Origin of the sequence: Xanthomonas sp. WHRI 10207, from assembly GCF_040202975.1 — a bacterium.
Classification (GTDB): domain Bacteria; phylum Pseudomonadota; class Gammaproteobacteria; order Xanthomonadales; family Xanthomonadaceae; genus Xanthomonas.
This window is the reverse complement of sequence record NZ_JBEGDX010000003.1, coordinates 783807-806621: the sequence shown is the minus strand read 5'-3', so window position 1 is coordinate 806621 and position 22815 is coordinate 783807. Positions and strand designations below refer to the sequence as shown.

Here is a 22815-nt window from a genome sequence, read left to right as displayed (position 1 = left end):
GGGCGGATGAGGGTACGGGCGCAGCCCATGCAGTTGAAGCGGCACCAGGGCTTCGCCCCTGCACCCTCACCCCACCCCCTCGCCCGCAGGGAGAGGGGCGATTGGTTGATCGACGCGTGCAAGGCGGTCAAGCGTCCTTGCTCTCCCGGCGCCGAGACGCGACTGATCCAACGTCAGCCGTCTACGCGGGCCTGCCAGCGCTGTAACAGTTCGCTGCAATCGCGCAGGCGCCAATCGGCCAGGCCGGGCCAGGGGTCGCCGGGGGTATTGACCAGCACGGTCGCTGCGCCAGCGGCGCGGCCGCAGGCCAGGTCGTTGTGGTGGTCGCCAATCATGAGCAATGCAGTGGCGCTCACTGCCCACCGCTGCTGGAAATACTGCAGGCCGTCGGGCGCGGGCTTGGGCGCGGCCTCGTCGCGGCCGACAACGTCGTCCCAGGCGAAGGCATCGCTCAGGCCGATCGCCTCCAGCGTGACCTTCGCCAGGCTGCGCGCGTTACGGGTCAGCACGCCGAGGCGGCAGCCATCGGCGTGCAGCGCGCGCACCACTTCTTGCGCGCCGGGCGCTGGCTGGGCCGCTTCAGCCAGGGCGCGCTCGTGCTCCAGCAACCAGGCGTGCTTGGCCTGCGCCTGCTCGGCAGGTAATGCGGCCAGGTGATGCAGGATGTCGTCTTCGGGCGGGATCTCCAACTCGCGCCGGATCAACGCGAAATCGTGCACCGGCAGAGTGAGCGTGCCATCCATGTCGAACACCCAATGCCGGTAGGCGGACAACGGTAGTCGGGCTGCGCTTGCGCCATCCATGGATTATTTCCAGCCCGGCATCTGGGCGGTATCCAGCCCGCCCACGTCGAACTCCGCAGTCCGCGTGCCGCCGGCCTTGACCGGGAAGGCGATGCTGATGCGCTTGGCGTTGCGCACCACTTTCCACAACGCCTTGTCGTCGTCGATGAACATGGCGATCGCCTCGTCGGTGTCGGGGCGATGCGCGGCCATCGCGCGTGGTGCGCCGCCATCGGCGGAGACCTGCACCTTGCAGCCGCCGTAGCAATTGAAGTCGCCGGCCTTGAGCACGAGATAGCTGTGACGCTTCCACTGCGGATGATCGCGGAACACCAGGCTCACCGGCTTGGGACCGCTGCCATCCACATCCACGCGCTCCTTGGCATCGATCATGGCCGAGCGCTGCGTGCCGCCCTTTGCGGGCACCTGCGAGTACTGCCAGAGCGCCTGCATGCGGCGCAGCTCGCGCGCCTGTTCGCCCTTGGCCTTGATGTCGGCATACCCGGGTTCGATGCGCGTTGCGGCCGCCGTACCGGCATAGCCTTCGAGCAAGGCCGCGCCATGCGCGCGCGCCATGTCCCAGTTCTGCGCCTGGACGGCTGCGTCGTACTGCTTGGCGAGCGCATCGGCCTGGGTTTCTTTCGCCTGCGCCTGCGCGGTTTCCTGCGCCTTGCGTTGCGCCTCGCGGTCGGTGCAGGCACTCAGGGCCGCGACGCACAAGACCGCGCTCAACAGATACTTCATCGTCGACTCCAGGGCGAATTCAGCGACAACGATACCAGCCTGTCCATGTGCGATAGATCGGCAGGGCGATAGGTATCGCAGTGACCGCACCACCACCGAACCCGTAGGAGCGCACCTGGGCGCGATAGGGCTTTACCGGTAAATGCCTCATCGCGCCCGGGTGCGCTCCTACGGCGGGGTTTGCGGCGCGACGGGAGGGCGTCCTCAACGTCCTCCCTTGCCATCACGGCTGCGCTGGCATAGCTGGCTTGGCTTTTTCGAAGGCCTGTCCGGCGAATGCACTGCCGTCCGGGGTCTTCAGCACTTCGGCATCGATCGGCAAACGTAGGAGCGCACCCGGGCGCGACGGAGCTTTACTGGTAAAGCCTCATCGCGCCCGGGTGCGCTCCTACGGCCGGGGTTTGCGCCGCGACGGGAGGGCGTCCGCAACGCCCTCCCCTGCCATCACGGCTGCGCGGGCGGTGCTGCCTTGGCCTTGGCAATCATCTCGGCCACCGAGGCGGTGGTGATCGGGTGATAGCTGGGCTTGGCTTTTTCGAAGGCCTGTTCGGCAAACGCGATGCCATCCGGGGTCTTCAACAGTTCGGCGTAGATCGGCAACACCAGCTTGCGGCGGCCCACTCGCTCGATGAACTCACCGGCGGCAGGACGTGCGTCGGTGTAACCGCTGCGGATCGCCAGCGGATACCAGCGCATGGCGATCTCGCCGTTCGGCGTGCCGGTGAAGTGATAGGCATCGTCCAGCTGTTTGAGCTGTTCGGGCTTCAACGTGGCGCCCATGCCGCTGAGGAAATGCACCCATTCCTGCGTGCCCCATTCGCTGGTGACCTGCTTGTTGGGCAGCGTGGCGCTACCACTCCAGGCGATACGCGCGGTGTCCACAATCGAGAAGCTGCGCGAGCGTGCCTTGGCCGCAAACGCCGGGATGCCCGGCTGCTTCAACCAGGCATCCACCTCAGCGGCACTCACCGTGTTGGGATGCTTGGCGAGCAGGTTCTTCTGCAGATACTCGACGAACTGGTCGGTGGTCGCGCTCTGGAACGCATGATCGTCGAACCAGCCACGCAGGAACGGGTCGAACACCTCGCGGCCAAAACGCTGCTCCAGGAACTGCAGGAACCACGCGCCCTTGACGTAGGCCACCTGGCTCAAGGCTTCGTCGGGGTCGCGCTGCGCCAGCGGCGGCAGGGCCAGAGTCTGGTCGGCTGGCGGCATGTCTTTCACTTCGGCCAGCAGATCGCCCTGGTCGATCTCGCGCTCCATCTCGGCCATTTCCGCGCCGTACAACGCTTCGGTGATGCGGCCCTGCACGTAAGTGGTAAAGCCTTCGTTGAGCCAGATGTCCTTCCAGCTGGCGTTGGTCACCAAATTGCCGGACCAGCTATGCGCCAGCTCGTGCGCGACCAGCGACACCAGCGACTTGTCGCCGACGATCACGGTGGGCGTGGCGAAGGTCAGGCGCGGATTTTCCATGCCACCGAACGGGAACGACGGCGGCAGCACCAGCATGTCGTAACGGCCCCAGCGATACGGGCCATAGAGTTTTTCGGCGGCACCGATCATCTTTTCGGTGTCTTCGAATTCCTTGGCGGCCTTGTCGGCCATCGACGGCTCGGCCCACACGCCCGAGCGCGCGGAAATCGGCTTGAACACCACATCGCCAGCGGCAATGGCCAGCAGATAGGACGGAATCGGCTCGGGCATCTTGAAGCTGTAATCGCCATCGCGCGCGGCCTTGGGGTCGTTGTCGGCGCTCATCAGCACCATCACGTCCGGGCGCGAGGTCACGTGCGCGCTATAGGTGAAGCGCACGCTCGGGGTGTCCTGCAGCGGCACCCAGCTGCGCGCGTGGATCGCCTGCGACTGACTGAACATGAAAGGCAGCTGCTTGCCTTCGGTCATCGACGGCTCCAGCCACTGCAGGCCCGACGCGGTCGGCGCGGTGTGATAGGTGATCACGACCTTGCCTGGCTGGTTCGGGGTTTCGATGGTGAGCTTGCTGCCGAAGGTCTTGTCGGCCGGCGCCAGCACAAATTGCAATGGCGACAGGCCGCCCTTGCCATCGTCGGCCTGCACCTGCGCGATGCTCAGTTCGCGCGTATCCAGCTCCAGCTGTTTGGCGGACTTGTTCTTCCACTCCAGCGTGTAGGTCGCGGTGCCGCCGATCTGCTTGCTGTCGAAATCCAGCTTCAGGTCCAGCGCCAGGTCCTTGATGACCACCTGGTCGGGCTGGGCGTAGGAACTTTCGTCGTGGTTGCGGGCGTCTGCTTTCACGGGGGCCTTGGCGGTGGCGGCCGGCGCAGCGGTGGTGGCAGCCGGCGATGTGGATTCGTTGGAACAGCCGGCCAGCGCAATGGAGACGGCCAGGGACAGCGACAGGTACGGGAAGCGCATCGACGGCACCGCAGCAAGGGAATCGGACATTTTAGCGCTCCGCGCCGATGCCTGCCCGTGCAGTCGGCAACAACCGCTTGCAGATTGCCGCTGTACCGCCTCGTCGGCGCTTATGTCACCGGGTGAATACGCGAGGTGTCGTGGCCGTCGCGCACCAGACGCCGGCCACCGGAAAACTTGGCGCGATACATCGCCGCATCCGCGCGCCGATACAGCTCGGTGGCATCCACGCCTTGCTCGCAGACCGCGCTGCCGGCGCTCAGATGCAACGGCGCTTCTTCGCCGTCTTCGCGTTCGAGCATCGACAGCCACTGATTGAGCTTGAGCGTGGCCTCGTCTTCGCTGGCGTGCACGCCGATCAGGAATTCATCGCCGCCCCAACGTCCGATCCAGTCCTGCGCCCCCAGCCAGCCGTAGGCCGACTCCACCAAACGCACCAGCACGCGGTCGCCGGCCAGATGCCCGAAGCGGTCGTTGATCTGCTTGAGGTTGTCCATGTCCAGCACGAACAACACGAACGGCCAACCTTCGCGTTGGGAGGCGGTGACCGAATCGCGCATTGCCTGTTCGCAGCCGCGCCGGTTCAGCGCCTCGGTGAGTGGGTCGAACAGGGCATGCTTCTTGAGATCGCGCATGCCGGCGTCGATCCCGCGCAGGCTGCGATTGATCCCGCGCAGCAGGCGCCCCAGCTCATCGTCGCCATGCTCCGGCAAGCTGGGCAGACGTTGATCGGCGTAGTAGGTATCCAGCGCATCGGCGGCGATGCGCAACGGCGCCAGCAGGCGATACAAGGCAGACAGCGTCAAGGCGGTGCCCGCCAGGGTGGCCAGCAGGGCGACGATGATCACCGACCACAACAGCTGCCCTTCCAGCTCGCTTTGCGATGCCAGCCACGCGATCAACAACAGCAGCGGCAAGTGAATCCCGACAAAGGTCACCGCCAGCAGCTTGGCGCTGAAGGAACGGGGAAACACACGCGAGAGCCCGGCGTATAAGCGCATCCAACTCTCCGACAAAAGAGCGCCTAGTGTCGCCGACAGATGGTGGAGCCAACGCGACGAAAGTCTCAGAAATTCGTTGGTGCGCACGTGCCTGCGGGTAGCGAGGCCGTATCAAGCGAACACAAGCGGCGCCCCTGAACTACAAGACGTGGCAGGTGATGCACGCGCCACGTCGGCCATCAGCCGCGGGCGGGATTCAGATCTTGTAACCGGAATGAATCGCCACGATGCCGCCGGTCAGATTCTTGTAGTGGCAGCGCGCAAATCCGGCCTCGCACATCATGCCCTTGAGCGAATCCTGCGGCGGGTGCTTGCGGATGCTTTCGGCCAGATACTGGTAGCTGTCGGCATCGCGTGCGAACAACTGGCCCAGCTTGGGCAGAATCTTGAATGAGTGGAAGTCGTAGATCGGCTTGAACCACTCGGCGGTGACTTCGGAAAATTCCAGTACGCGCGCCTGGCCGCCCACCTTCAATACGCGATACATCTCGCGCAGTGCGGCGTCCTTGTCGGTGACATTGCGCAGGCCGAAGGAGATGGTCACCAGATCGAAACTCTGATCCGGGAACGGCAGCGCTTCGGCGTTGCATTGCACGTAGTCGAAGCCCGCCACCAGGCCGCGATTGGTCAGGCGGTCGCGGCCCACCGACAACATGCCGGCGTTGATGTCGCCCAGCACCACGGCGCCTTCATCGCCCACGCGCTCCTTGAGCAGCACGGCGATGTCGCCGGTGCCGCCGGCCAGATCCAGCACACGGTCGCCCGGCTTCACCTGCGCGGTCGCCACGAAGTAGCGTTTCCATGCGCGGTGGACGCCCAGACTCATCAGATCGTTCATCAGGTCGTAGTTGCGCGCGACCGAGGTGAAGACCTCGCCGACCAGCTTCTGCTTGTCCTTGGCAGCGACATCGCGAAAGCCGAAATGGGTGGTGCCGGAGGTATAGGGAGATTCGCTCATGCCTGGATTATCGCACTGCTGACGCCGCCATGACTGCAACGGGACCACAATCGCGAACTCTTCCGCAACCGGCCCTGCGAGCATTGCGTGCCCGACAAGTACGCCCCACGCGACTGGCAGCCCCACGAAAAGCCCACCCTGCCGGGGTCGGCGTCCACGCCGCTGCACCCGACCCGGCGCCGCATCCAGTACGGCCTGGTCGGCGTGGTGGTGGCGCTGACCGGCGGGCTGAGCAATGCGCTGGTCACCGCCAACCTGCCGTATCTGCAGGGCACCCTGGGCGCCTACGCCACCGAAATGGCCTGGCTGCCGGCCGCCTACGTGATGACCAACATGTCGGCCAATCTGTTGCTGGTGAAGTTTCGCCAGCAGTACGGGTTGCGCCGCTTCACCGAGATTTTTCTGGCGCTGTATGCGGCCATCGCGCTGGCGCACTTGTTCGTGCACAGCCTCAGTTCGGCGATCACCGTGCGCGCGGCGCATGGGTTGGTTGGCGCGGCACTCAGCTCGCTGGGCCTGTATTACGTGATCCAGGCATTTCCGAGCAAATACCGGCTCAAGGCAGTGGTGCTGGGCCTGGGTGTGACCCAGTTGGCGTTGCCGCTGGCGCGGGTGTTCTCCACCGACCTGCTGGAATTCGGGCAGTGGCAGGGCTTGTACCTGTTCGAATTCGGGCTGGCGATCTTCGCGCTGGCCTGCGTGCTGGCGCTCAAGTTGCCGCCAAGCGACCGCTACCGGGTGTTTGAACCGCTGGATTTCGTCACCTTCCCCCTGTTTGCGGCCGGTGCGGCCGGGCTGGCTGCGGTGCTGTCGCTGGGCCGGCTGCTGTGGTGGACCAGCACGCCATGGCTGGGCGTGGTGCTTGCGCTGTCCATCGTGCTGCTGTGCATGGCGGCCTGGATCGAACACAACCGCCGCAACCCGATGATCAACACGCGTTGGCTGGCCAGCGCGGACATGCTGCGGTTGGGGTTGGCGATTCTGCTGATTCGGCTGGTGCTGTCGGAACAAAGCACCGGCGCGATCGGCTTCTTCCAGACCCTGGGCCTGGCCAACGATCAGTTGCAGACGTTGTACGCGCTGATGTTGCTGGGCGCAGTCGCTGGAGTGGCCGCGAGCGCATGGCTGATCAATCCGGCGCGCATCGCCGAGCATCTGATCATCGCCGTGGCGGCGATCTGTCTCGGCTGCTTCATGGATGCCGATGCCACCAGCCTCACTCGCCCGGAGCAGATGTACGTCAGCCAGTTCCTGCTCGCCTTCGGCAGCACGTTCTTTATCGGCCCGGCAATGGTGGCGGGGCTTGGCCGGGTGATTGCGCAACCCGGCAATCTGATCAGCTTCATCGTGCTGTTCGGCATGGCGCAGAACATGGGTGGGCTGCTCGGCAGCGCCCTGCTCGGCAGCGTGCAGATCCTGCGCGAGAAATACCATTCCAGTCAGTTGGTCGAGCATCTGGTCTTGACCGACCCGCAAGTGGCCGCGCGCGTGCAGGCGTATGCCAGTCTGTATGGCCGCAGCATCGGCGACCCCACGCTGCGCCAGGCGCAGGGCGTGCGTGCACTCGGCAGCGTGGCCACGCGCGAAGCCAATGTGCTGGCCTATAACGATGTGTTCCTGCTGATCGGCTGTATCGCCATCGCCACCGGGGTGTGGATCCTGTCCGTGCTGGTGTGGCGCCGCTATCTGCGTCCTCCCGTGTCACCCTCCCCTCCTGCCTCCACTGCGCGCCCATGAACACATCTACCGATCCCACTGCCGCCGCCGAGCGCGCCCGTCGTCGCCGCCGTCGCATCACCGGCGCGATTGGCTTTGGCGGGCTCGCCCTGATCGGCGTGGCGCTGGCGCTGTACGCATGGCGGCTGCCACCGTTCGTCAGCGCGACCGAACGCACCGAAAACGCCATGGTGCACGGACAGATCACCGTGATTGCGCCGCAGGTCAGCGGCTATGTCACCGACGTCACGGTGCAGGACTTTGCGCATGTCACACGCGGCCAGCTGCTGGCCACCATCGACAATCGCATCTACGCCCAGCAGCTCGAACAGGCCAAGGCGCAAGTGCAGACCGCGCAGGCCAATCTCGCCAACTGGGAGCAGCAACGCCATGGCGCGGACGCGAGCATTGCCGAACAACGCGCAGCGCTGAGCAGCAATCAGGCGCTGCGCGATCGCACCCGCTCGGCATATGCGCGTACGCAACAGCTGGCCAACCAGAAACTGGTATCCGAACAGGACCGCGACACCGCCTTTGCCGCACGCGCGCAAGCCGAGGCTGGCGTGGCGCAGGCGCGTGCGGCGGTGCAGGCCGCCGAAGAAAATGCGCGCAGCGTCACCGTCAATCGCGCAGCGCTGGAAGCGGCCGTTGCCAATGCGCAGGCGGCGGTGCAACTGGCGCAGATCAATCTGGACAACACGCGCATCGTGGCCCCGCGCGATGGTCAGCTCGGCCAGCTCGGCGTGCGTCAGGGCGCCTATGTCACCAACGGCACGCAGTTGATGTCGCTGGTGCCGGACACGCTGTGGATCGTGGCTAATTTCAAGGAAACCCAGATGGCGAAGATCCGCATCGGGCAGCGCGCCAGCTTTACCGTGGATGCGCTGGACAACGCGCGCCTGCATGGCCGCGTGCAGGAAATCTCTCCGGCCGCCGGCTCGGAATTCAGCGTGCTGCCGGCCGACAACGCCACCGGCAATTTCGTCAAGATCGCACAGCGCATTCCGCTACGCATCAGCGTCGATCCCGGCCAATCGCTGGCGCCACGCCTGCGCCCGGGCATGTCGGTTGTGGTGGCAGTCGATACCGACAGCGCGGCCGATTGAGCGCTGCCGGCGCCACGCGCCAAAAGCGGCCAGCAGAGTGTCTGCGCAACCTGCCAGCGGGCGCGGCACATGCTCGGTGCGGCAGGGACTACTCGTACATTGCGGTTCCGAGTGCGCCGTCCCCCCCTGGCTGACGACTGCACGCTACGTTTTTAGGCGCTCCACGCGACCTGGGCGGCAGACGCGGGCAACATCGAGGACGGCACTTTTGTGCCTCAGCGCTGATGCCCCAATTCGCCAGGTGTGCTTCTCGTACGCCTAGCGCTTCTCTGTCTGCCGCGCGCAGGCGATGCCGTTATCATGCGTCGATGCCCTCCACACCAACGCATCCCTTGCACTGGCAGCAACTGCGCTTTACGCAGCTGAGCACGATGCAGTTGTACGCGCTGCTGCAACTGCGCACGGACGTGTTCGTGGTGGAGCAGCAATGCGCCTACCCGGAACTGGATGGCAAGGACACCGATCCGGGCGTGCTGCATGTGCTGGGCGCCACCCACACCACTGCGTTGGCGGCCTACCTACGCGTGCTACCGCCGGGCCTGCGTTATGCCGAACCCAGCATCGGCCGTGTGGTGGTCGCTGCCGCGTATCGCGGCACCGGGTTGGCCCATGCGCTGTTGCGCGAAGGCATCCGCTTGGTGCACACGCACTGGCCGGGCAGCGCGATTCAACTCGGTGCGCAAGCGCACCTGCAACCGTTCTACGCTGCGCATGGCTTCGCGCCATCGTCCGCGCCGTATCTGGAAGACGGCATCCCGCATCTCGACATGCTGCGCCCTGCCGGCGCGGCCACTTTGGAGTCCGCATGATCACCACCCCCGACTACCGCGCATTGCTCGACACCGCCATTACCGAAGCCCGCCAGGGCCTGGCCGAAGGCGGCATCCCGATTGGTGCGGCGCTGTATCACAACGACGGGCGCCTGCTCGGCTGCGGCCACAACCGCCGCGTGCAGGAAAACGACCCGTCGGTGCATGGCGAAACCGATGCCTTTCGCAAGGCCGGCCGTCAGCGCCGCTACAAAGACACCATCATGGTCACCACGCTGGCGCCATGCTGGTACTGCAGCGGGCTGGTACGCCAGTTCAATATCGGCACCGTGGTGGTGGGCGAATCGGTCACCTTCCAGGGTGGCATCGCCTGGCTGCGCGAGCATGGCGTCAACGTCATCGACCTGCAAAGCCAGGAATGCATCGACCTGCTGGGCGGCTATATTTCCGCCAACCCGGATGTGTGGAACGAGGACATCGGCGAGGACTGAGCGCACCGGTCAATCGATTGCGCGGCGGCACGCGGTGACAGGCAGTGGGCAATCCAGCTGTCATGCCGAAGCGCACCTGGGCGCTGCGTTGATCCGTCGTTATCGCGCCAACCAGCGCTAAGGCGTACGTTGATCTCGGTGCACTGCTAGAAACAAAAGACCCGCCAACTGGCGGGTCTTCTCCATTTGGTGCGTTCCATCCAGCGCGCAGGTTGCCGTGCGCTGCGATCAGAGGATGTAGCGACTCAGATCCGGATCCTGCACCAGTTCGCCGAGCTGTGCATCGACATACGCCGCATCGACAGTCACGCTCTGCCCGTCGCGGTCCGGCGCTTCGTAACTCAGCACATCGAGCAGCCGCTCAAGCACGGTGTGCAGACGGCGCGCGCCGATATTTTCCTGCCGCTCGTTGACCTGTGCCGCAATCTCGGCCAGGCGATCAACAGCGTCCGCACCGAAGGTCAGCGTCACGCCTTCGGTCTGCAACAAGGCTTCGTACTGCTTGATCAGCGCAGCCTTGGGCTCGGTGAGAATGCGCACGAAATCGGCCTTGGTCAGCGCGGTCAATTCCACCCGGATCGGGAAGCGGCCCTGCAACTCCGGAATCAGATCGCTGGGCTTTGCCAGATGAAACGCGCCAGAAGCGATGAACAGGATATGGTCGGTCTTGACCGTGCCGTACTTGGTCGACACATTGGAACCTTCCACTAACGGCAGCAGATCGCGCTGCACGCCTTCGCGACTCACATCGCCGCCATTGGAGCCGGCTTCGCCGCGCTTGGCGACCTTGTCGATCTCATCGATGAACACGATACCGTGCTGCTCGCAGGCTTCAATCGCCGCTGCACGCACGTCGTCTTCGTTAACCAGCTTGCCGGCTTCTTCTTCGATCAACAGCGGGCGCGCCGCCTTGATGGTGAGCTTGCGCTTTTGCGACTTGCCGCTGCCCAGATTGGAAAACATCTGGCGCAGCTGCTGGCCCATTTCTTCCATGCCCGGCGGGGTCATGATGTCCATGCTGGCGTTGATCGCGACATCCAATTCAATTTCGCGTTCGTCCAGCTCGCCATTGCGCAGCATGCGGCGGAACTTGATGCGGGTTTCGTTCTCTTGCGACGACGGCTCGTTGCGTGCGGCTTCCGGATCAAAACCAATACCGGCCGCGCGGCGCGGCAGCAGCGCATCCAGGATGCGATCTTCGGCACGCTCTTCGGCCTGGTTGCGCACGCGCACCTTGGCCTGCTCGCGATACAACTTGACCGAGGTGTCGGCCAGATCGCGAATGATCTGCTCGACGTCCTTGCCGACGTAGCCCACTTCGGTAAAGCGCGTGGCCTCCACCTTGACGAACGGTGCATTGGCCAGGGTTGCCAGACGTCGCGCGATCTCGGTTTTGCCGACGCCGGTGGGGCCGATCATCAGGATGTTCTTGGGCATCACTTCGTTGCGCAGTTCTTCGGGCAACTGCATGCGCCGCCAGCGATTGCGCAGCGCAATGGCAACCGCGCGCTTGGCGTCGTGCTGGCCAACGATATGACGGTCGAGCTCCTGCACGATTTCGCGCGGAGTCATGGTTGAGCTATCGGGATTTGGCATTGGGGAATCGAAAATTGGGAATGAGGAATCGTGGGAGCAAAAATCAGCAGCCTATGTCGTTGGAGTGGAGACGAAACCGCTGTTGCGGTTCCCGATTCCCCACTCCCGATTCACAGCTCTTCGACCACCACGTTGCGATTGGTATAGATGCAGATATCGCCAGCGATATTGATCGCCTCGGTGGCGATGGTCTTGGCATCCAGTTCGGTGTGCGCCAGCAGCGCGCGTGCGGCGGACAAGGCGTAGGAGCCGCCGGAACCGATCGCGATGATGCCGTCTTCCGGCTCGATCACATCGCCGGTGCCGCTGATGATCAGCGAGGTCTCTTTATCGGCCACCGCCAGCAATGCTTCGAGCTTGCCCAGGCGGCGCTCGGTGCGCCAATCCTTGGCCAGTTCCACGGCGGCGCGGGTCAACTGACCATGCTTGTCGAGCTTGGCCTCGAACAATTCGAACAGCGTAAACGCATCGGCCGCAGCACCGGCAAACCCGGCCAGCACCTGACCCTCGCGACCGAGCCGGCGTACCTTGCGCGCGTTGCCCTTCATGACGGTGTGGCCGAGCGTGACCTGGCCATCGCCCGCGACGGCGACATGCCCACCACGTCGAACCGAAATGATGGTGGTGGCGTGAACGATGTTGGGATTCTGGCTGGGGTCCATGGGTCCTCCGAGGGTTTCCAAAGAGGTGGGGACGCCCCTGCCGGGTTCAAGCGCGCTGCGACGATGGGACGCAGCGATGAGAGTGGTGCAGAGAGGAGTTGGTCATTGAGCCGTTGGGCCGTTGGGTGAGTGGGTGAGTGGGTGAGTGGGTGAGTGGGTGAGTGGGTGAGTGGGTGAGTGGGTGAGTGGGTGAATGGGTGAATGGGTGAATGGGTGAATGGGTGAATGGGTGAATGGGCGAATGGGCGAATGGGCGAGGAGCAAGGTGCGTAGTGCAAGGTGCAAGGCACGAAGTGCGAAGTGCGCACTGCTCACTGCTCACTGCTCACTGCGCACACGATACGAGCGGGATACACCGATCGCCACACAACCTGGTGATCGGACACCACCCGCCTTAGCCCCTCTCCCGCCGGGAGAGGGGTTGGGGTGAGGGTACGGCCACCGCTGTTGATTGCACGCCACAGCGTCAACACGCTCTTCATGCAGGAATGTCTCGGAGCATCGGCGCTTCTCGCAGCCGCCTTTGAAACGTCGCCGTGTTTAACCGCGGTTACCTCACGCGCCGCTTTTGAAAGCTCACTGGGGCGCCCGCGAGCTCTGACGCTCTCCAATACCCTTCTCAAGACGCCCAGCAGCATCTGCACAGGAACCCTCACCCCAACCCCTCTCCCGAGGGGAGAGGGGCTAGAGCAGCATTCCCACGACTTACTTGCCATCTAGGAAACCAGCGCATTAGCGCTGGACTGGCTTTACGACTGTAGTGGCTTTATCAACTGCAATGACCATTGCAGCTGTAATGGCCTTATCAACTGTAATGGCCTTATCAACTGCAATGGCTTTACCAACTGCAATGACCTTATCAGCTGCAATGGCTTTACCAGCTGCAATGGTTCCACTGCACTCGCTTCATCAGCTGCAATGGCTGGACCAGCAGCACCAATACCTCCATTACATCAGCCAGAAAATCATGCAGCCACGCTGATTACATCGCTCACGCACACGCTCACTCGGCAACCTTCTTGCGCTTGGCACGCGGATGCGCGGCGTCGTAGACGTTGGCCAGATGCTGGAAATCCAGGTGCGTGTAGATTTGCGTGGTGGCGATGTCCGAGTGACCGAGCAACTCCTGCACGCCGCGCAGATCACCGGACGATTCCAGGATATGGCTGGCAAAACTGTGCCGCAGCATGTGTGGGTGCACGTCCTTGAACATGCCTTGGCGCACCGCCAATTGCTTGATGCGGATCTGCACCGCACGCTGCGAAATCGCACCGCCGGCACGCCCGGGGAAGACATGCGTTTCCGCACGCCCGCCACTGTCGCGCTGCCATTCGCGCAAGGCTGCAATCGCATGCGAGCCCACTGGCACCAGACGCTGTTTGCCGCCCTTTCCCAGCACCATCACCAAGCCGCTGGCCAGATCCAGATCGCGCCAGCGCAGCGCGCAGAGCTCGCTCAAGCGCAGCCCCGACGAATAGAACAGTTCCAGCACTGCGCGATCGCGCAACCCCAGCGGCGCATCGGTCGGCACCTCGACCAGGCGTACGGCTTCATCGGCGTCTAGCACCTGCGGCAGCTTGCGCGGCGCCTTGGGCGCACGCAACGACGCTGCGGGGCTGGCGGCGATACGGCCGTGCTTGAGCAACCAGGCGTAGTAGCTGCGGCATGCAGACAAGCGCCGCTGCAGGCTCTTGGCCGACAACCCGCGCCGGTGTTCCGACGCGACGAACTGGCGCAGCTGCGCACTGTCCAGTTGTGCGACATCCAACGGAACGCCAGTCGCGTCCTTCTGCTCGGCCGCCCAGCTCAGCAGCGCGGCAAGATCGCGTCGATACGCATCCAGCGTGTGCGCCGACACCTGACGTTCAACCTGCAGATACGCCAGAAAGCCTTCGACCGACGACATCTCAGCTGTCCTGCTGCGGTGGCATCCACACTGCGGTGCACAGCAGACCGCGCACTGCATGGCCTGCCGCCATCATCACGCTGAGAAACGCTGCAGCGCCACGCCGAGCGACTCGCCCATCATGCGCAGGAACAAGGTTCCCATGCCCGGATAAAACCGGTTGGCATCGCTGCTGCCGACCGCAATCAAGCCAATCCCCGGCAACGGCAGCAACGCGGTCGACTGCACAACGTCGGCCTGGTCGGCGTACAGCAGTGCATGTTTTTCAGCCTGCAGCCGGCCGCAGATCGGCTCGCCATCGCTCAAACAATCGCGGAACGGGGCCAGGCGCGCATCGTCGGCGGCAATCACCTGCAGCCAGTCGGCTTCCAGCCCGGCGACCGGTGCGAGCAATACCAGCCGTACCAGCTCGCCGTTGAAATCTTCCGCCAACGAGGCGGCCATCGCCTTGAGCGTGTCGGCAACGGTGGTCTGGCGCATCAATGCCAGCGTGAGTTGATGGGTGCGCACCGCCAGCCGTTCATTGACCTGGGCATTGCTGCCCAGCTCGTGCAGCCGCCGCGACAACTCGCGGTTCTTGTCGCGCAACACTTCCAGCTGATAGGTCGCCAGCGACGCGGTGGGGCCGTCGTCGCGCGGCACCAACAGGCTCACCGCCAGATCGGGGAATTGCTTGAGAAAGGTGGGATGGCGACGCAACCACGTTGCGACCTCGTGGGCACCGAACTTGTCCGTGTTGTCGCTCATCAGTTCCACTCTCCATCGAAGACGAACACCGCAGGACCAGACATCACCACGTCCTGTGCATCGGCGGGCCAGCGGATCCGCAACTCGCCGCCGGGCAACGACACGCGTACGTCGCGCTCGACGCGGCCGCGCTGCATCAGCACCACCGCAGCCGCGCACGCACCGCTGCCGCAGGCCAGCGTTTCGCCGACACCGCGCTCGAATACGCGCAAACGCACATGCGTAGGCTCCACCACCTGCGCAAACCCCACATTGACCGAATTGGGGAACGCCGCGTTTTGTTGCAGCAAGGTACCCACACGCTCCACCGGGGCGGCATCGACACGGGCCACCTCCAGCACGGCATGCGGGTTACCCATCGACACTGCGCCAAAGCGCACCGTCTCGCCATGCACGGGCAGTGCGTATTCGTCGCGCGCATGCGCAAACCCGGCCAGCGGAATCTGCGTGGGCTCGAACTGCGGCACGCCCATGGCCACCGAATAGGTTCCTGTATCCACGTGTTCCACCGCATGTGCGGTGACCGGGCTGTCGATGATGAAGCGCTCGCCCTGCGCGGTTCCATCGCGCACCAGCCAGGCGGCGACGCAGCGTGCGCCGTTGCCGCATTGACGCGCGGCCGAGCCATCGGAATTCCAGATGCCATAGGCGGCCACGGCGCCTTCGCTGCGCGGGGGCTCGATGGTCAGGATCTGATCGCAGCCGACCCCGAAGTGGCGGTCGGCCAGACGTGCTGCCAGCGCCGCGTCCGGTGGGGGCGTGCCGTCGCGCAGGTCCAGCACTACGAAATCGTTGCCGGCACCATGCATTTTGGTAAAACGCAGGCGCTCGCTGCGACCGTCAGCGCTCATTGCCGCTGCTAGCGGGCTGGTCGGTAGTGGATGCGGGCTTGGTGTCGGTCTCCACCGGCGCAGGCGCAGGCGTGGACTCATCCGGCGGCGGCGGCACGGGCTGGGCTTCCACCGGCACCGGCTTCTGCGGCATCACCAGCGGGCCCTTGTTGCCGCAGGCGGCAAGCAGGACAAAGGTCGCACCAACCAGTGCGAGACGAACGGAAGGTCGGGACATGATGCTCATGGAACGAAGTATAGCCAGAACACCCTGACTGCCGTGCGCTCAGTGCGGCGTTTGCAGCACGCGCGGCGGCGGCTCCGGACGCAGCCACAACCAGATCGCCACCACCGCCATGCTGCCGATCGACAGGCATTTCACCCAGAACACCGGCACGCACCACAACATGATGCCGGCGCAGATGGTCATCGTCAGCGTCGCCATCCACTTGGCCTTGCGACTGACCGCCCGATAGGTCTGCCACTCCACGATCGCCGGCCCGAAGCGCGGATGCGACAGCAGCCACCCATGCAAGCGCTCGGAGCCGCGCGACGCCGCCCAGGCCGAGATCAGGATGAACACGGTGGTCGGCAACCCCGGCACAAAGATTCCGACAATGCCGGTCGCCAGGCTGGCATACGCCAGCAACCACCAGGCCCAGCGAAATCGGTTCGGTCGCGTCATGCGCAAATGATACGACCAGAGCGGGGTGAGGTGGTCTGGCCTGCGCGTTGCTAGTGCAGCACTGCGGGTGCCGCTGGAGGCGTTGGCGATCTAGCTGCACCGTTCCGCGCGCCTCGCCAAACGCGGCACGGCACCCAAACTTGCTGCGCTCAGAAAAGCGCGCCTCTTCAGCCACGCGTGGCTGCGGGGATCAGCGTGCTTTCAAACGACTGGGGAGCAAGAGCGACAGCAACGAACCCAAGCGAAAGCTAAAGGCGGAAAGCCGAAGGCGGAAAGCCGAAGGCGGAAGGCGGAAGGCGGAAGGCGGAAGGCGGAAGGCGGAAGGCGGAAGCAAAGTACGGAGGACGGAAACCAACCGCCCCCCAACGCACTGCACCAACCACCAAACCCTCAGTCCGCTTTGACGAATCCCAACTCCCGACTCCCCAATCCCCGCCCCTCAGCTACTTGACGCCCAGCTGATCCAGCACAAACGCGTACGACTCCGCCAACTCGCGGTAACGGCGGAAACGGCCGGACTTACCGCCATGCCCGGCTTCCATGTTGGTACGGAACACGATCGGGGCCTTGCCGGTGTTGTCATCGCGCAGCTTGGCCACCCACTTGGCCGGCTCCCAATACTGCACCTGCGAATCCCACAGACCGGTGCCGACGAACATCGCCGGGTAGGCCTGCTTGCGCACGTTGTCGTACGGCGAATACGACAGCATGTAGTCGTAGTAATCCTTGGTTTCCGGGTTGCCCCACTCGTCGTATTCGTTGGTGGTCAACGGAATGCTGGCGTCCAGCATGGTGGTGACCACATCGACGAATGGCACCTGCGCCACCAGCACGCGATAGTCCTGCGGCGCCATATTGGCCACCGCGCCCATCAACAAGCCACCTGCGCTACCGCCGGACGCCGCCACACGGTCTTTCGCGGCGTAGCCCTGCGCGACCAGGCCGCGGGTGACGTCGACGAAATCGTTGAAGGTGTTTTTCTTGTGCAGCAGCTTGCCGTCGTCGTACCACTTGCGACCCAGTTCCTGGCCGCCGCGGATGTGCGCGATGGCGTACACCACGCCACGGTCCATCAGGCTGATCGCAGACAGATTGAAGGCCGGGTCCATCGACATGCCGTAGCTGCCGTACGCGTATTGGAACAACGCGGCAGTGCCGTCTTTCTTGAAGCCTTTCTTGTAGACCAACGACACTGGCACCTTGACGCCGTCGCGGGCCGTGACCCAGACACGTTCGGTCACATACTTGCTCGCCTCGTAACCGATCACCGGCTGCTGCTTGAGCAACTTGCGCTCGCCGGTCTGGGTGTTGAGTTCGTAGGTGGTGGCCGGAGTGGTCAACGAGGTGTAGCTATAGCGTAACCACGCGGTATCCGGTTCGGGGTTGGTCGACAAGCCCATCGAATACGCCGGCTCGTCCACCTTGACGTACTCGTGGCTGCCATCGCGCTTGAGCAGGCGCACGCGCTCCAGCCCGCCGGAGCGCTCTTCGATGGCGGTGAATCCATCGAACATCTCGAAGTTTTCGATATAGACGTTGTCGTCGTGCGCCACCCAGTCGGTCCACTGCTTGCGCGTGGTGGCATCGGTGGGCGCGGTCACCAGCTTGAAGTTCTCGGCGCCATCGGCATTGGTGCGGATCACCCAACGCCCATCGAAATGTTCCACGCTGTACTCCACGTCGCGCTCGCGCTTGGCCAGCAGCTTGAAGCTGTCCGGCTTGGCAGCCAGCGCATAACGCGTCTCCGACGACACCGTGCTTTCCACGCCGATGACGATGTACTTGTCATCGCGGGTACGCCCCATGCCCATGTAGAAGCTGTCGTCCTTCTCTTCGTAGACCAGCACGTCGTCCTTGGACGCAGTACCCAGGACGTGCTTTTTGACGCGCACGGTGAGCAGCGTTTCCGGGTCGTTTTCGATGTAGAACACCGTCTTGTTGTCGTCGGCCCAGACCACGCTCGGGGAGACGCCCTCCACGGTGTCCGGATAGACCTCGCCAGTGTCCAGATTCTTGAAGCGGATCGTGTATTGGCGGCGACCGATGGCATCGTCGGCCCAGGCAAGAATGCGGTTGTCCTGACTGACCTCCGCCTCGCCCACGTTGAAATAGCCCTTGTCCTGAGCCATCTGGTTGACGTCCAGCAGGATTTCTTCCGGCGCCTCCATGCTGCCCTTGCGACGCGCCTGGATCGGGTAATCCTTGCCGGCTTCGAAGCGGGTGTAATACCAATAGCCGCGTTTGCGATACGGCACGCTCGCATCGTCCTGCTTGATGCGCCCGACGATCTCGTTGTAAAGCGTGTCTTCCAACGGCTTGAGCGGCGCCATCACCTGGTCGGTGTAGGCGTTCTCGGCGTTGAGATAGGCCAGCATCGCCTTGTCTTCGCGCTTGTCGTCGCGCAACCAGTAGTAGTCGTCGTTGCGGGTGGCGCCAAACGGCGCTTTGACCACATGCGGGTGCTTGGCGACGTCTGGCGGCGACGGGGGAGCGGCAAAAGAGGGAGCGGATGTGGTCATCAGGCTGGCGATCAACAAGGTCAGGACAGGCTTCATCAGATTGGGGTCCGTTGGATGAACGCAATGCCATCCCAGCCACTGAGTGTGGAAGAGCCCGCCGCCAGGCGTCATGTGTCCTAGGTCATGCTGGTCTATCATCTTCGCAATGGACTCCTTGCTTTCGCCCGCGTCGGGCTACAGCCGCCGCAGCCAGGACATCGCGCCGTTCCATGTGATGTCGCTGCTGGCCCGCGCCAATGCGCTCGAACAGGCCGGTCACGATGTGATCCACCTGGAAATCGGCGAGCCCGATTTCACCACTGCCGCGCCGATCGTGGCCGCCGGGCAGGCTGCATTGGCCGCCGGCCATACCCGCTACACCGCCGCACGCGGGCTGCCCGCACTGCGCGAGGCGATTGCCGGGTTTTACGCGCAACGCTATGGCCGCAGCGTCGACCCGGAGCGGATCCTGGTCACGCCGGGCGGCTCGGGCGCGCTGCTGTTGGCCAGCAGCCTGCTGGTGGACCCGGGCAAACACTGGCTGCTGGCCGACCCGGGGTATCCGTGCAACCGGCACTTCCTGCGCCTGGTCGAAGGTGCCGCACAGCTGGTGCCGGTCGGGCCGGACACCGACTACCAACTGACCCCGGCACTGGTGGACGCGTGCTGGAACGCCGACAGCGTCGGCGCCTTGGTGGCGTCGCCGGCCAATCCCACCGGCAGCGTGCTGTCGCGCGCGCAACTGGCCGCGTTATCGCAGACCCTGCGTGTGCGCGGCGGGCATCTGGTGGTGGACGAGATCTACCACGGCCTGACCTATGGCCTGGACGCGCATAGCGTGCTGGAAGTCGACGACGGCGCGTTCGTCTTGAACAGTTTTTCCAAGTACTTCGGCATGACCGGCTGGCGCCTGGGCTGGCTGATCGCCCCGCCCGACGCGGTGCCCGAGCTGGAAAAACTCGCGCAGAACCTCTACATCAGCGCGTCGACCATCGCGCAGCACGCGGCGCTTGCATGTTTCACGCCAGAGAGCATCGCCATCTTCGAAGCGCGTCGCGCCGAGTTCCAGCAACGCCGCGATTATCTGCTTCCCGCGCTACGCCAGCTTGGCTTCGACATCGCCGTCGAACCGCAAGGCGCGTTCTATCTTTACGCCGACATCAGCGCGTTTTCGGATAACGCGCAGGCGTTCTGCGCGCATTTCCTGGAAACCGAGCACGTCGCCTTTACCCCCGGCATCGATTTCGGCTTCCACCGCGCCAATCAACACGTGCGCATCGCCTACACCCAAAGCCTGCCGCGGCTGGAACAGGCAGTGGAGCGTATTGCGCGAGGGTTACAACGCTTGTGACCGCAGATCGAGCACGTGCGGTGCTCGCACTTGAAGCGAACCCTGCGACGCAACGCATGCAATAGACACCACGTAAAAAGCCTTTCCAAGCACGACGTCTGTTGCGGTTGCTGCAATTGTTGCAGCTGCTGTTTAGGCTAAAGCTAGCGCTGTTGTAGCTGTGCTCATGCATTTCTGCTGTGCACTTGCGGTTGTTGCACTTGCTATTGCTTGTGACTTTCCTCGCCTTAAAGCGAGCCGAGCACAGGTATCGCACCGGATTGCGTCAGGCGACATGGTTTCGGTTACTTTTGCCGAAACAAAAGTAACCCGCGCTGCAAGGTGCGGAAGCCTTGCACTTGCTTGATTCTTTGGCATACGCCATCGCTCATCGAACAAGCGTCGGCTCAGCGCGCAAGCGTACCCTCATCCGCCCTTCGGGCACCTTCTCCCGAGGGGAGAAGGGCTTGCATCCAAAGCGCGCACTACCAACCGTGACGCTGCGTCAATCGGCCAACCGCTCCCACAGGAAGCTATACGCCAGTGCCGACATATGCGCTGCCTGCGCGTTATTGGCCGCGCCGCCGTGGCCGCCTTCGATGTTCTCGTAGTAGGTCACGTCCTTGCCCGCCTCGATCATCTTGGCCGCCATCTTGCGTGCGTGGCCCGGGTGCACGCGGTCGTCGCGCGTGGAGGTCAGGAAGATCACCGGCGGGTAGGTCTTCTTCGGGTCGAACAGGTGATACGGCGAGAAGGTCTGGATGAATTTCCAGTCGTCGGTATCCGGGTTGCCGTATTCGGCCATCCACGAGGCGCCCGCCAACAGATGGCTATAGCGCTTCATGTCCAGCAGCGGCACCTGCACCACCACCGCACCGAACAGCTCCGGGTACTGGGTGAGCATGTTGCCGGTCATCAGGCCGCCGTTACTGCCGCCCTGCACACCCAGGTGCTTGGTGGAGGTGATCTTGCGCGCGACCAGATCCTTGGCCACTGCGGCCATGTCTTCGTAGGCCTTGTGGCGGTTCTGCTTGAGCGCGGCCTGGTGCCAGCGCGGGCCGTATTCGCCACCGCCGCGGATGTTGGCCACCGCGTAGACGCCACCCTTGTCCAGCCAGGCGCGGCCCAATGCGCCGGAATAGTTCGGCGTCATCGAGATTTCAAACCCGCCGTAGCCATACAGCAGCGTCGGCGCGCTGCCATCGAGCTTGAGGTTCTTGGGGCGCACCAGGAAATACGGCACGCGGGTGCCGTCCTTGCTGGTGACAAAGTGCTGCTCGATGCTGTCCTTGCCGGCATCGAAAAACGCCGGCATGGTCTTGAGCGGCTGCGGCGCGCTGCCTACCTCGACCCAGGCCAGTGTGGTGGGCGTCAGGTAATCGGTGACGGTCAGCCACAGCGCGTCGCTGTCGTCGCTGTCCACGGCGCTGACATCGACCGTGCCGAATGCAGGCGCACCGACAAACGCACTTTTTTTCCAACCGTCCTGCGCCGGGGTGATGACGCTAAGCCGATTCTTGACGTCTTCCAGCACGTTCAACACCAGGTGCGACTTGGTCCATGCCACGCCGGCCAGCGAGGTGGTGTCGGTGGGTTCGAACAGCACATCGAAGCTGCGCTTGCCGGCCATGAAATCGTCAAAACGCGTGGCCAGCAGCGAGCCGGCCGTGTAGGTCTTGCCACCCACCGTCCACGGCTCGCGCAATTCCAACGTCAGCCACTGCCGCTTGACCGACTTGCTGGCCGAGTTGGGCACATCCACCTTGACCAGCTTGCCGTCGGCGCCCTTGAGATACAGCTCGTCGTTGTAGAAGGCCAGCGTACGGCTGACGAAATCGCGCTCAAACCCGGGGGTGTCATCGTGCATCGCCGCGATGTACATATCGGTCGGCTTGCCTTCGTAGACCACCGCAGCGGCGCTGAGCGGGGTGCCGCGCTTCCACTGCTTGGCAATGCGCGGGTAGCCCGAGCTGGTCATGCTGCCGGCACCGAAATCGGTGAAGACGTAGACGGTGTCCTGGTCGATCCAGCCCAGCCCGCCCTTGGATTCGGGACGGAAGAAGCCGTCCTTGACCCACTGCTTGCCGGCCAGATCGAACTCGCGGGTGACGTCGGCATCGGCACCGCCACGCGACAGCGCGATCAGGCAGCGCTGGTAGTCCGGGCGCAGGCAGTCGGCGCCGTGCCAGACCCAGTTCTCGCCCTCGGCCTTGTTGAGCGCATCCAGGTCCAGCACCGTCTCCCACTTGGGCGAGGCCTTGCGGTACTCGTCCAGCGTGGTGCGCCGCCACAGGCCGCGCTCGTGCTGCTTGTCCTTCCAGAAGTTGTAATAGAACTCGCCGATCTTCTGCACGCCGGGAATCTTGGCGTCCGAGTCCAGCACCTCGCGGATGCTGGTTTCCATCTGCTTGAAGGCCGGCGTGGTGGCCAGGCGGGCTTCGGTCTTGGCGTTCTGGGCCTTGACCCAGTCCAGCGGCTTGGCGCCGGTGACATCTTCCAGCCAGGCGTGGGGGTCGTTGGACACAGCGGTTTCCTCTGCAGAGACGGCGCCAGCGGTGATCAGGCCGGCAACCAGGCAGATCGAGGCGAACTTGGGCAT

At 64.0% G+C, this 22815-nt stretch carries 20 protein-coding genes and 1 other RNA gene; 7 read left to right on the top strand and 14 right to left on the bottom strand.

The features are described 5' to 3' along the window. Positions 1 to 173: 173 nt before the first annotated feature. The 5 genes from ABQU90_RS13865 to ubiE all read right to left on the bottom strand — a co-directional run bounded on the left by ABQU90_RS13865 (position 174) and on the right by ubiE (position 5879). Entirely contained in the window at positions 174 to 803 is a 630-nt protein-coding gene (locus tag ABQU90_RS13865) for an HAD family hydrolase (protein WP_323521539.1), read from the bottom strand. Positions 804 to 806: 3 nt separating this feature from the next. Further along, positions 807 to 1526: a hypothetical protein gene (locus ABQU90_RS13860; RefSeq protein WP_115512623.1), complete on the bottom strand. Its 720-nt coding sequence runs from the start codon at positions 1524 to 1526 to the stop codon at positions 807 to 809. A 444-nt stretch (positions 1527 to 1970) separates the two neighbouring features. After that, positions 1971 to 3920, bottom strand: a complete 1950-nt coding sequence (locus tag ABQU90_RS13855; protein ID WP_323521813.1) for a M1 family metallopeptidase — start codon at positions 3918 to 3920, stop codon at positions 1971 to 1973. Between the two features lie 110 nt (positions 3921 to 4030). After that, positions 4031 to 4921, bottom strand: a complete 891-nt coding sequence (locus ABQU90_RS13850) for a GGDEF domain-containing protein (RefSeq protein ID WP_055850582.1) — start codon at positions 4919 to 4921, stop codon at positions 4031 to 4033. Positions 4922 to 5117: 196 nt separating this feature from the next. Next, a complete protein-coding gene (ubiE, locus tag ABQU90_RS13845) occupies positions 5118 to 5879 on the bottom strand; it encodes a bifunctional demethylmenaquinone methyltransferase/2-methoxy-6-polyprenyl-1,4-benzoquinol methylase UbiE (RefSeq protein WP_323521538.1) in 762 nt (253 codons plus the stop codon). Between the two features lie 87 nt (positions 5880 to 5966). Here ubiE and ABQU90_RS13840 point away from each other — a divergent pair, with 87 nt between their 5' ends. The 5 genes from ABQU90_RS13840 (at position 5967) to ABQU90_RS13820 (ending at position 9962) form a co-directional block, all read left to right on the top strand. Continuing rightward, complete coding sequence (locus tag ABQU90_RS13840; protein ID WP_323521536.1) at positions 5967 to 7616, top strand: MFS transporter; 1650 nt, start codon at positions 5967 to 5969, stop codon at positions 7614 to 7616. Continuing rightward, positions 7613 to 8701 carry an HlyD family secretion protein gene (locus ABQU90_RS13835; protein ID WP_323521535.1) on the top strand — a complete coding sequence of 363 codons (1089 nt, stop codon included), beginning with the start codon at positions 7613 to 7615 and terminating at the stop codon, positions 8699 to 8701. The genes ABQU90_RS13840 and ABQU90_RS13835 overlap by 4 nt, the downstream gene beginning before the upstream one ends. 83 nt (positions 8702 to 8784) lie before the next feature. After that, positions 8785 to 8859: non-coding RNA, sX9 sRNA (locus ABQU90_RS13830), on the top strand. A gap of 150 nt (positions 8860 to 9009) precedes the next feature. After that, positions 9010 to 9510 carry a GNAT family N-acetyltransferase gene (locus ABQU90_RS13825; RefSeq protein WP_323521534.1) on the top strand — a complete coding sequence of 167 codons (501 nt, stop codon included), beginning with the start codon at positions 9010 to 9012 and terminating at the stop codon, positions 9508 to 9510. Beyond that, positions 9507 to 9962, top strand: a complete 456-nt coding sequence (locus ABQU90_RS13820) for a nucleoside deaminase (RefSeq protein WP_008571705.1) — start codon at positions 9507 to 9509, stop codon at positions 9960 to 9962. Before ABQU90_RS13825 ends, ABQU90_RS13820 begins: the two co-directional genes overlap by 4 nt. 228 nt (positions 9963 to 10190) lie before the next feature. Here the strand turns inward: ABQU90_RS13820 and hslU are convergent, their stop codons facing one another. Both hslU and hslV read right to left on the bottom strand, forming a co-directional pair. Further along, positions 10191 to 11558 carry an ATP-dependent protease ATPase subunit HslU gene (hslU, locus tag ABQU90_RS13815; RefSeq protein WP_055850568.1) on the bottom strand — a complete coding sequence of 456 codons (1368 nt, stop codon included), beginning with the start codon at positions 11556 to 11558 and terminating at the stop codon, positions 10191 to 10193. A gap of 110 nt (positions 11559 to 11668) precedes the next feature. Then, positions 11669 to 12220 carry an ATP-dependent protease subunit HslV gene (gene hslV / locus ABQU90_RS13810; protein WP_005997221.1) on the bottom strand — a complete coding sequence of 184 codons (552 nt, stop codon included), beginning with the start codon at positions 12218 to 12220 and terminating at the stop codon, positions 11669 to 11671. 778 nt (positions 12221 to 12998) lie between these two features. Between hslV and ABQU90_RS13805 the strand changes: the two genes are divergently transcribed. Next, positions 12999 to 13202 (top strand): hypothetical protein, encoded by a 204-nt coding sequence (locus ABQU90_RS13805; protein WP_323521533.1) that lies wholly within the window; start codon positions 12999 to 13001, stop codon positions 13200 to 13202. Between the two features lie 21 nt (positions 13203 to 13223). Here ABQU90_RS13805 and xerC read toward each other — a convergent pair whose 3' ends face one another. The 6 genes from xerC to ABQU90_RS13775 form a co-directional block, all read right to left on the bottom strand. Further along, positions 13224 to 14126: a tyrosine recombinase XerC gene (xerC, locus tag ABQU90_RS13800; protein WP_323521532.1), complete on the bottom strand. Its 903-nt coding sequence runs from the start codon at positions 14124 to 14126 to the stop codon at positions 13224 to 13226. A gap of 75 nt (positions 14127 to 14201) precedes the next feature. Next, positions 14202 to 14873: a DUF484 family protein gene (locus ABQU90_RS13795; protein ID WP_323521531.1), complete on the bottom strand. Its 672-nt coding sequence runs from the start codon at positions 14871 to 14873 to the stop codon at positions 14202 to 14204. After that, on the bottom strand, positions 14873 to 15724 hold the full coding sequence (dapF, locus tag ABQU90_RS13790; RefSeq protein ID WP_323521530.1) for a diaminopimelate epimerase: 852 nt from the start codon (positions 15722 to 15724) through the stop codon (positions 14873 to 14875). The genes ABQU90_RS13795 and dapF overlap by 1 nt, the downstream gene beginning before the upstream one ends. Then, positions 15714 to 15950, bottom strand: coding sequence for an LPS translocon maturation chaperone LptM (gene lptM, locus ABQU90_RS13785; protein ID WP_323521529.1), 237 nt, complete (start codon positions 15948 to 15950; stop codon positions 15714 to 15716). Before lptM ends, dapF begins: the two co-directional genes overlap by 11 nt. 39 nt (positions 15951 to 15989) lie before the next feature. Further along, positions 15990 to 16388, bottom strand: coding sequence for a YbaN family protein (locus ABQU90_RS13780; protein ID WP_115552883.1), 399 nt, complete (start codon positions 16386 to 16388; stop codon positions 15990 to 15992). A 443-nt stretch (positions 16389 to 16831) separates the two neighbouring features. Then, positions 16832 to 18943 (bottom strand): S9 family peptidase, encoded by a 2112-nt coding sequence (locus ABQU90_RS13775; protein WP_323521528.1) that lies wholly within the window; start codon positions 18941 to 18943, stop codon positions 16832 to 16834. A 109-nt stretch (positions 18944 to 19052) separates the two neighbouring features. On the opposite strand from ABQU90_RS13775, the gene ABQU90_RS13770 reads away from it, so the two are divergent. Continuing rightward, on the top strand, positions 19053 to 20237 hold the full coding sequence (locus tag ABQU90_RS13770) for a pyridoxal phosphate-dependent aminotransferase (protein WP_323521527.1): 1185 nt from the start codon (positions 19053 to 19055) through the stop codon (positions 20235 to 20237). Between the two features lie 484 nt (positions 20238 to 20721). On the opposite strand, the gene ABQU90_RS13765 is transcribed toward ABQU90_RS13770, so the two are convergent. After that, positions 20722 to 22815, bottom strand: coding sequence for a prolyl oligopeptidase family serine peptidase (locus tag ABQU90_RS13765; RefSeq protein WP_323521526.1), 2094 nt, complete (start codon positions 22813 to 22815; stop codon positions 20722 to 20724).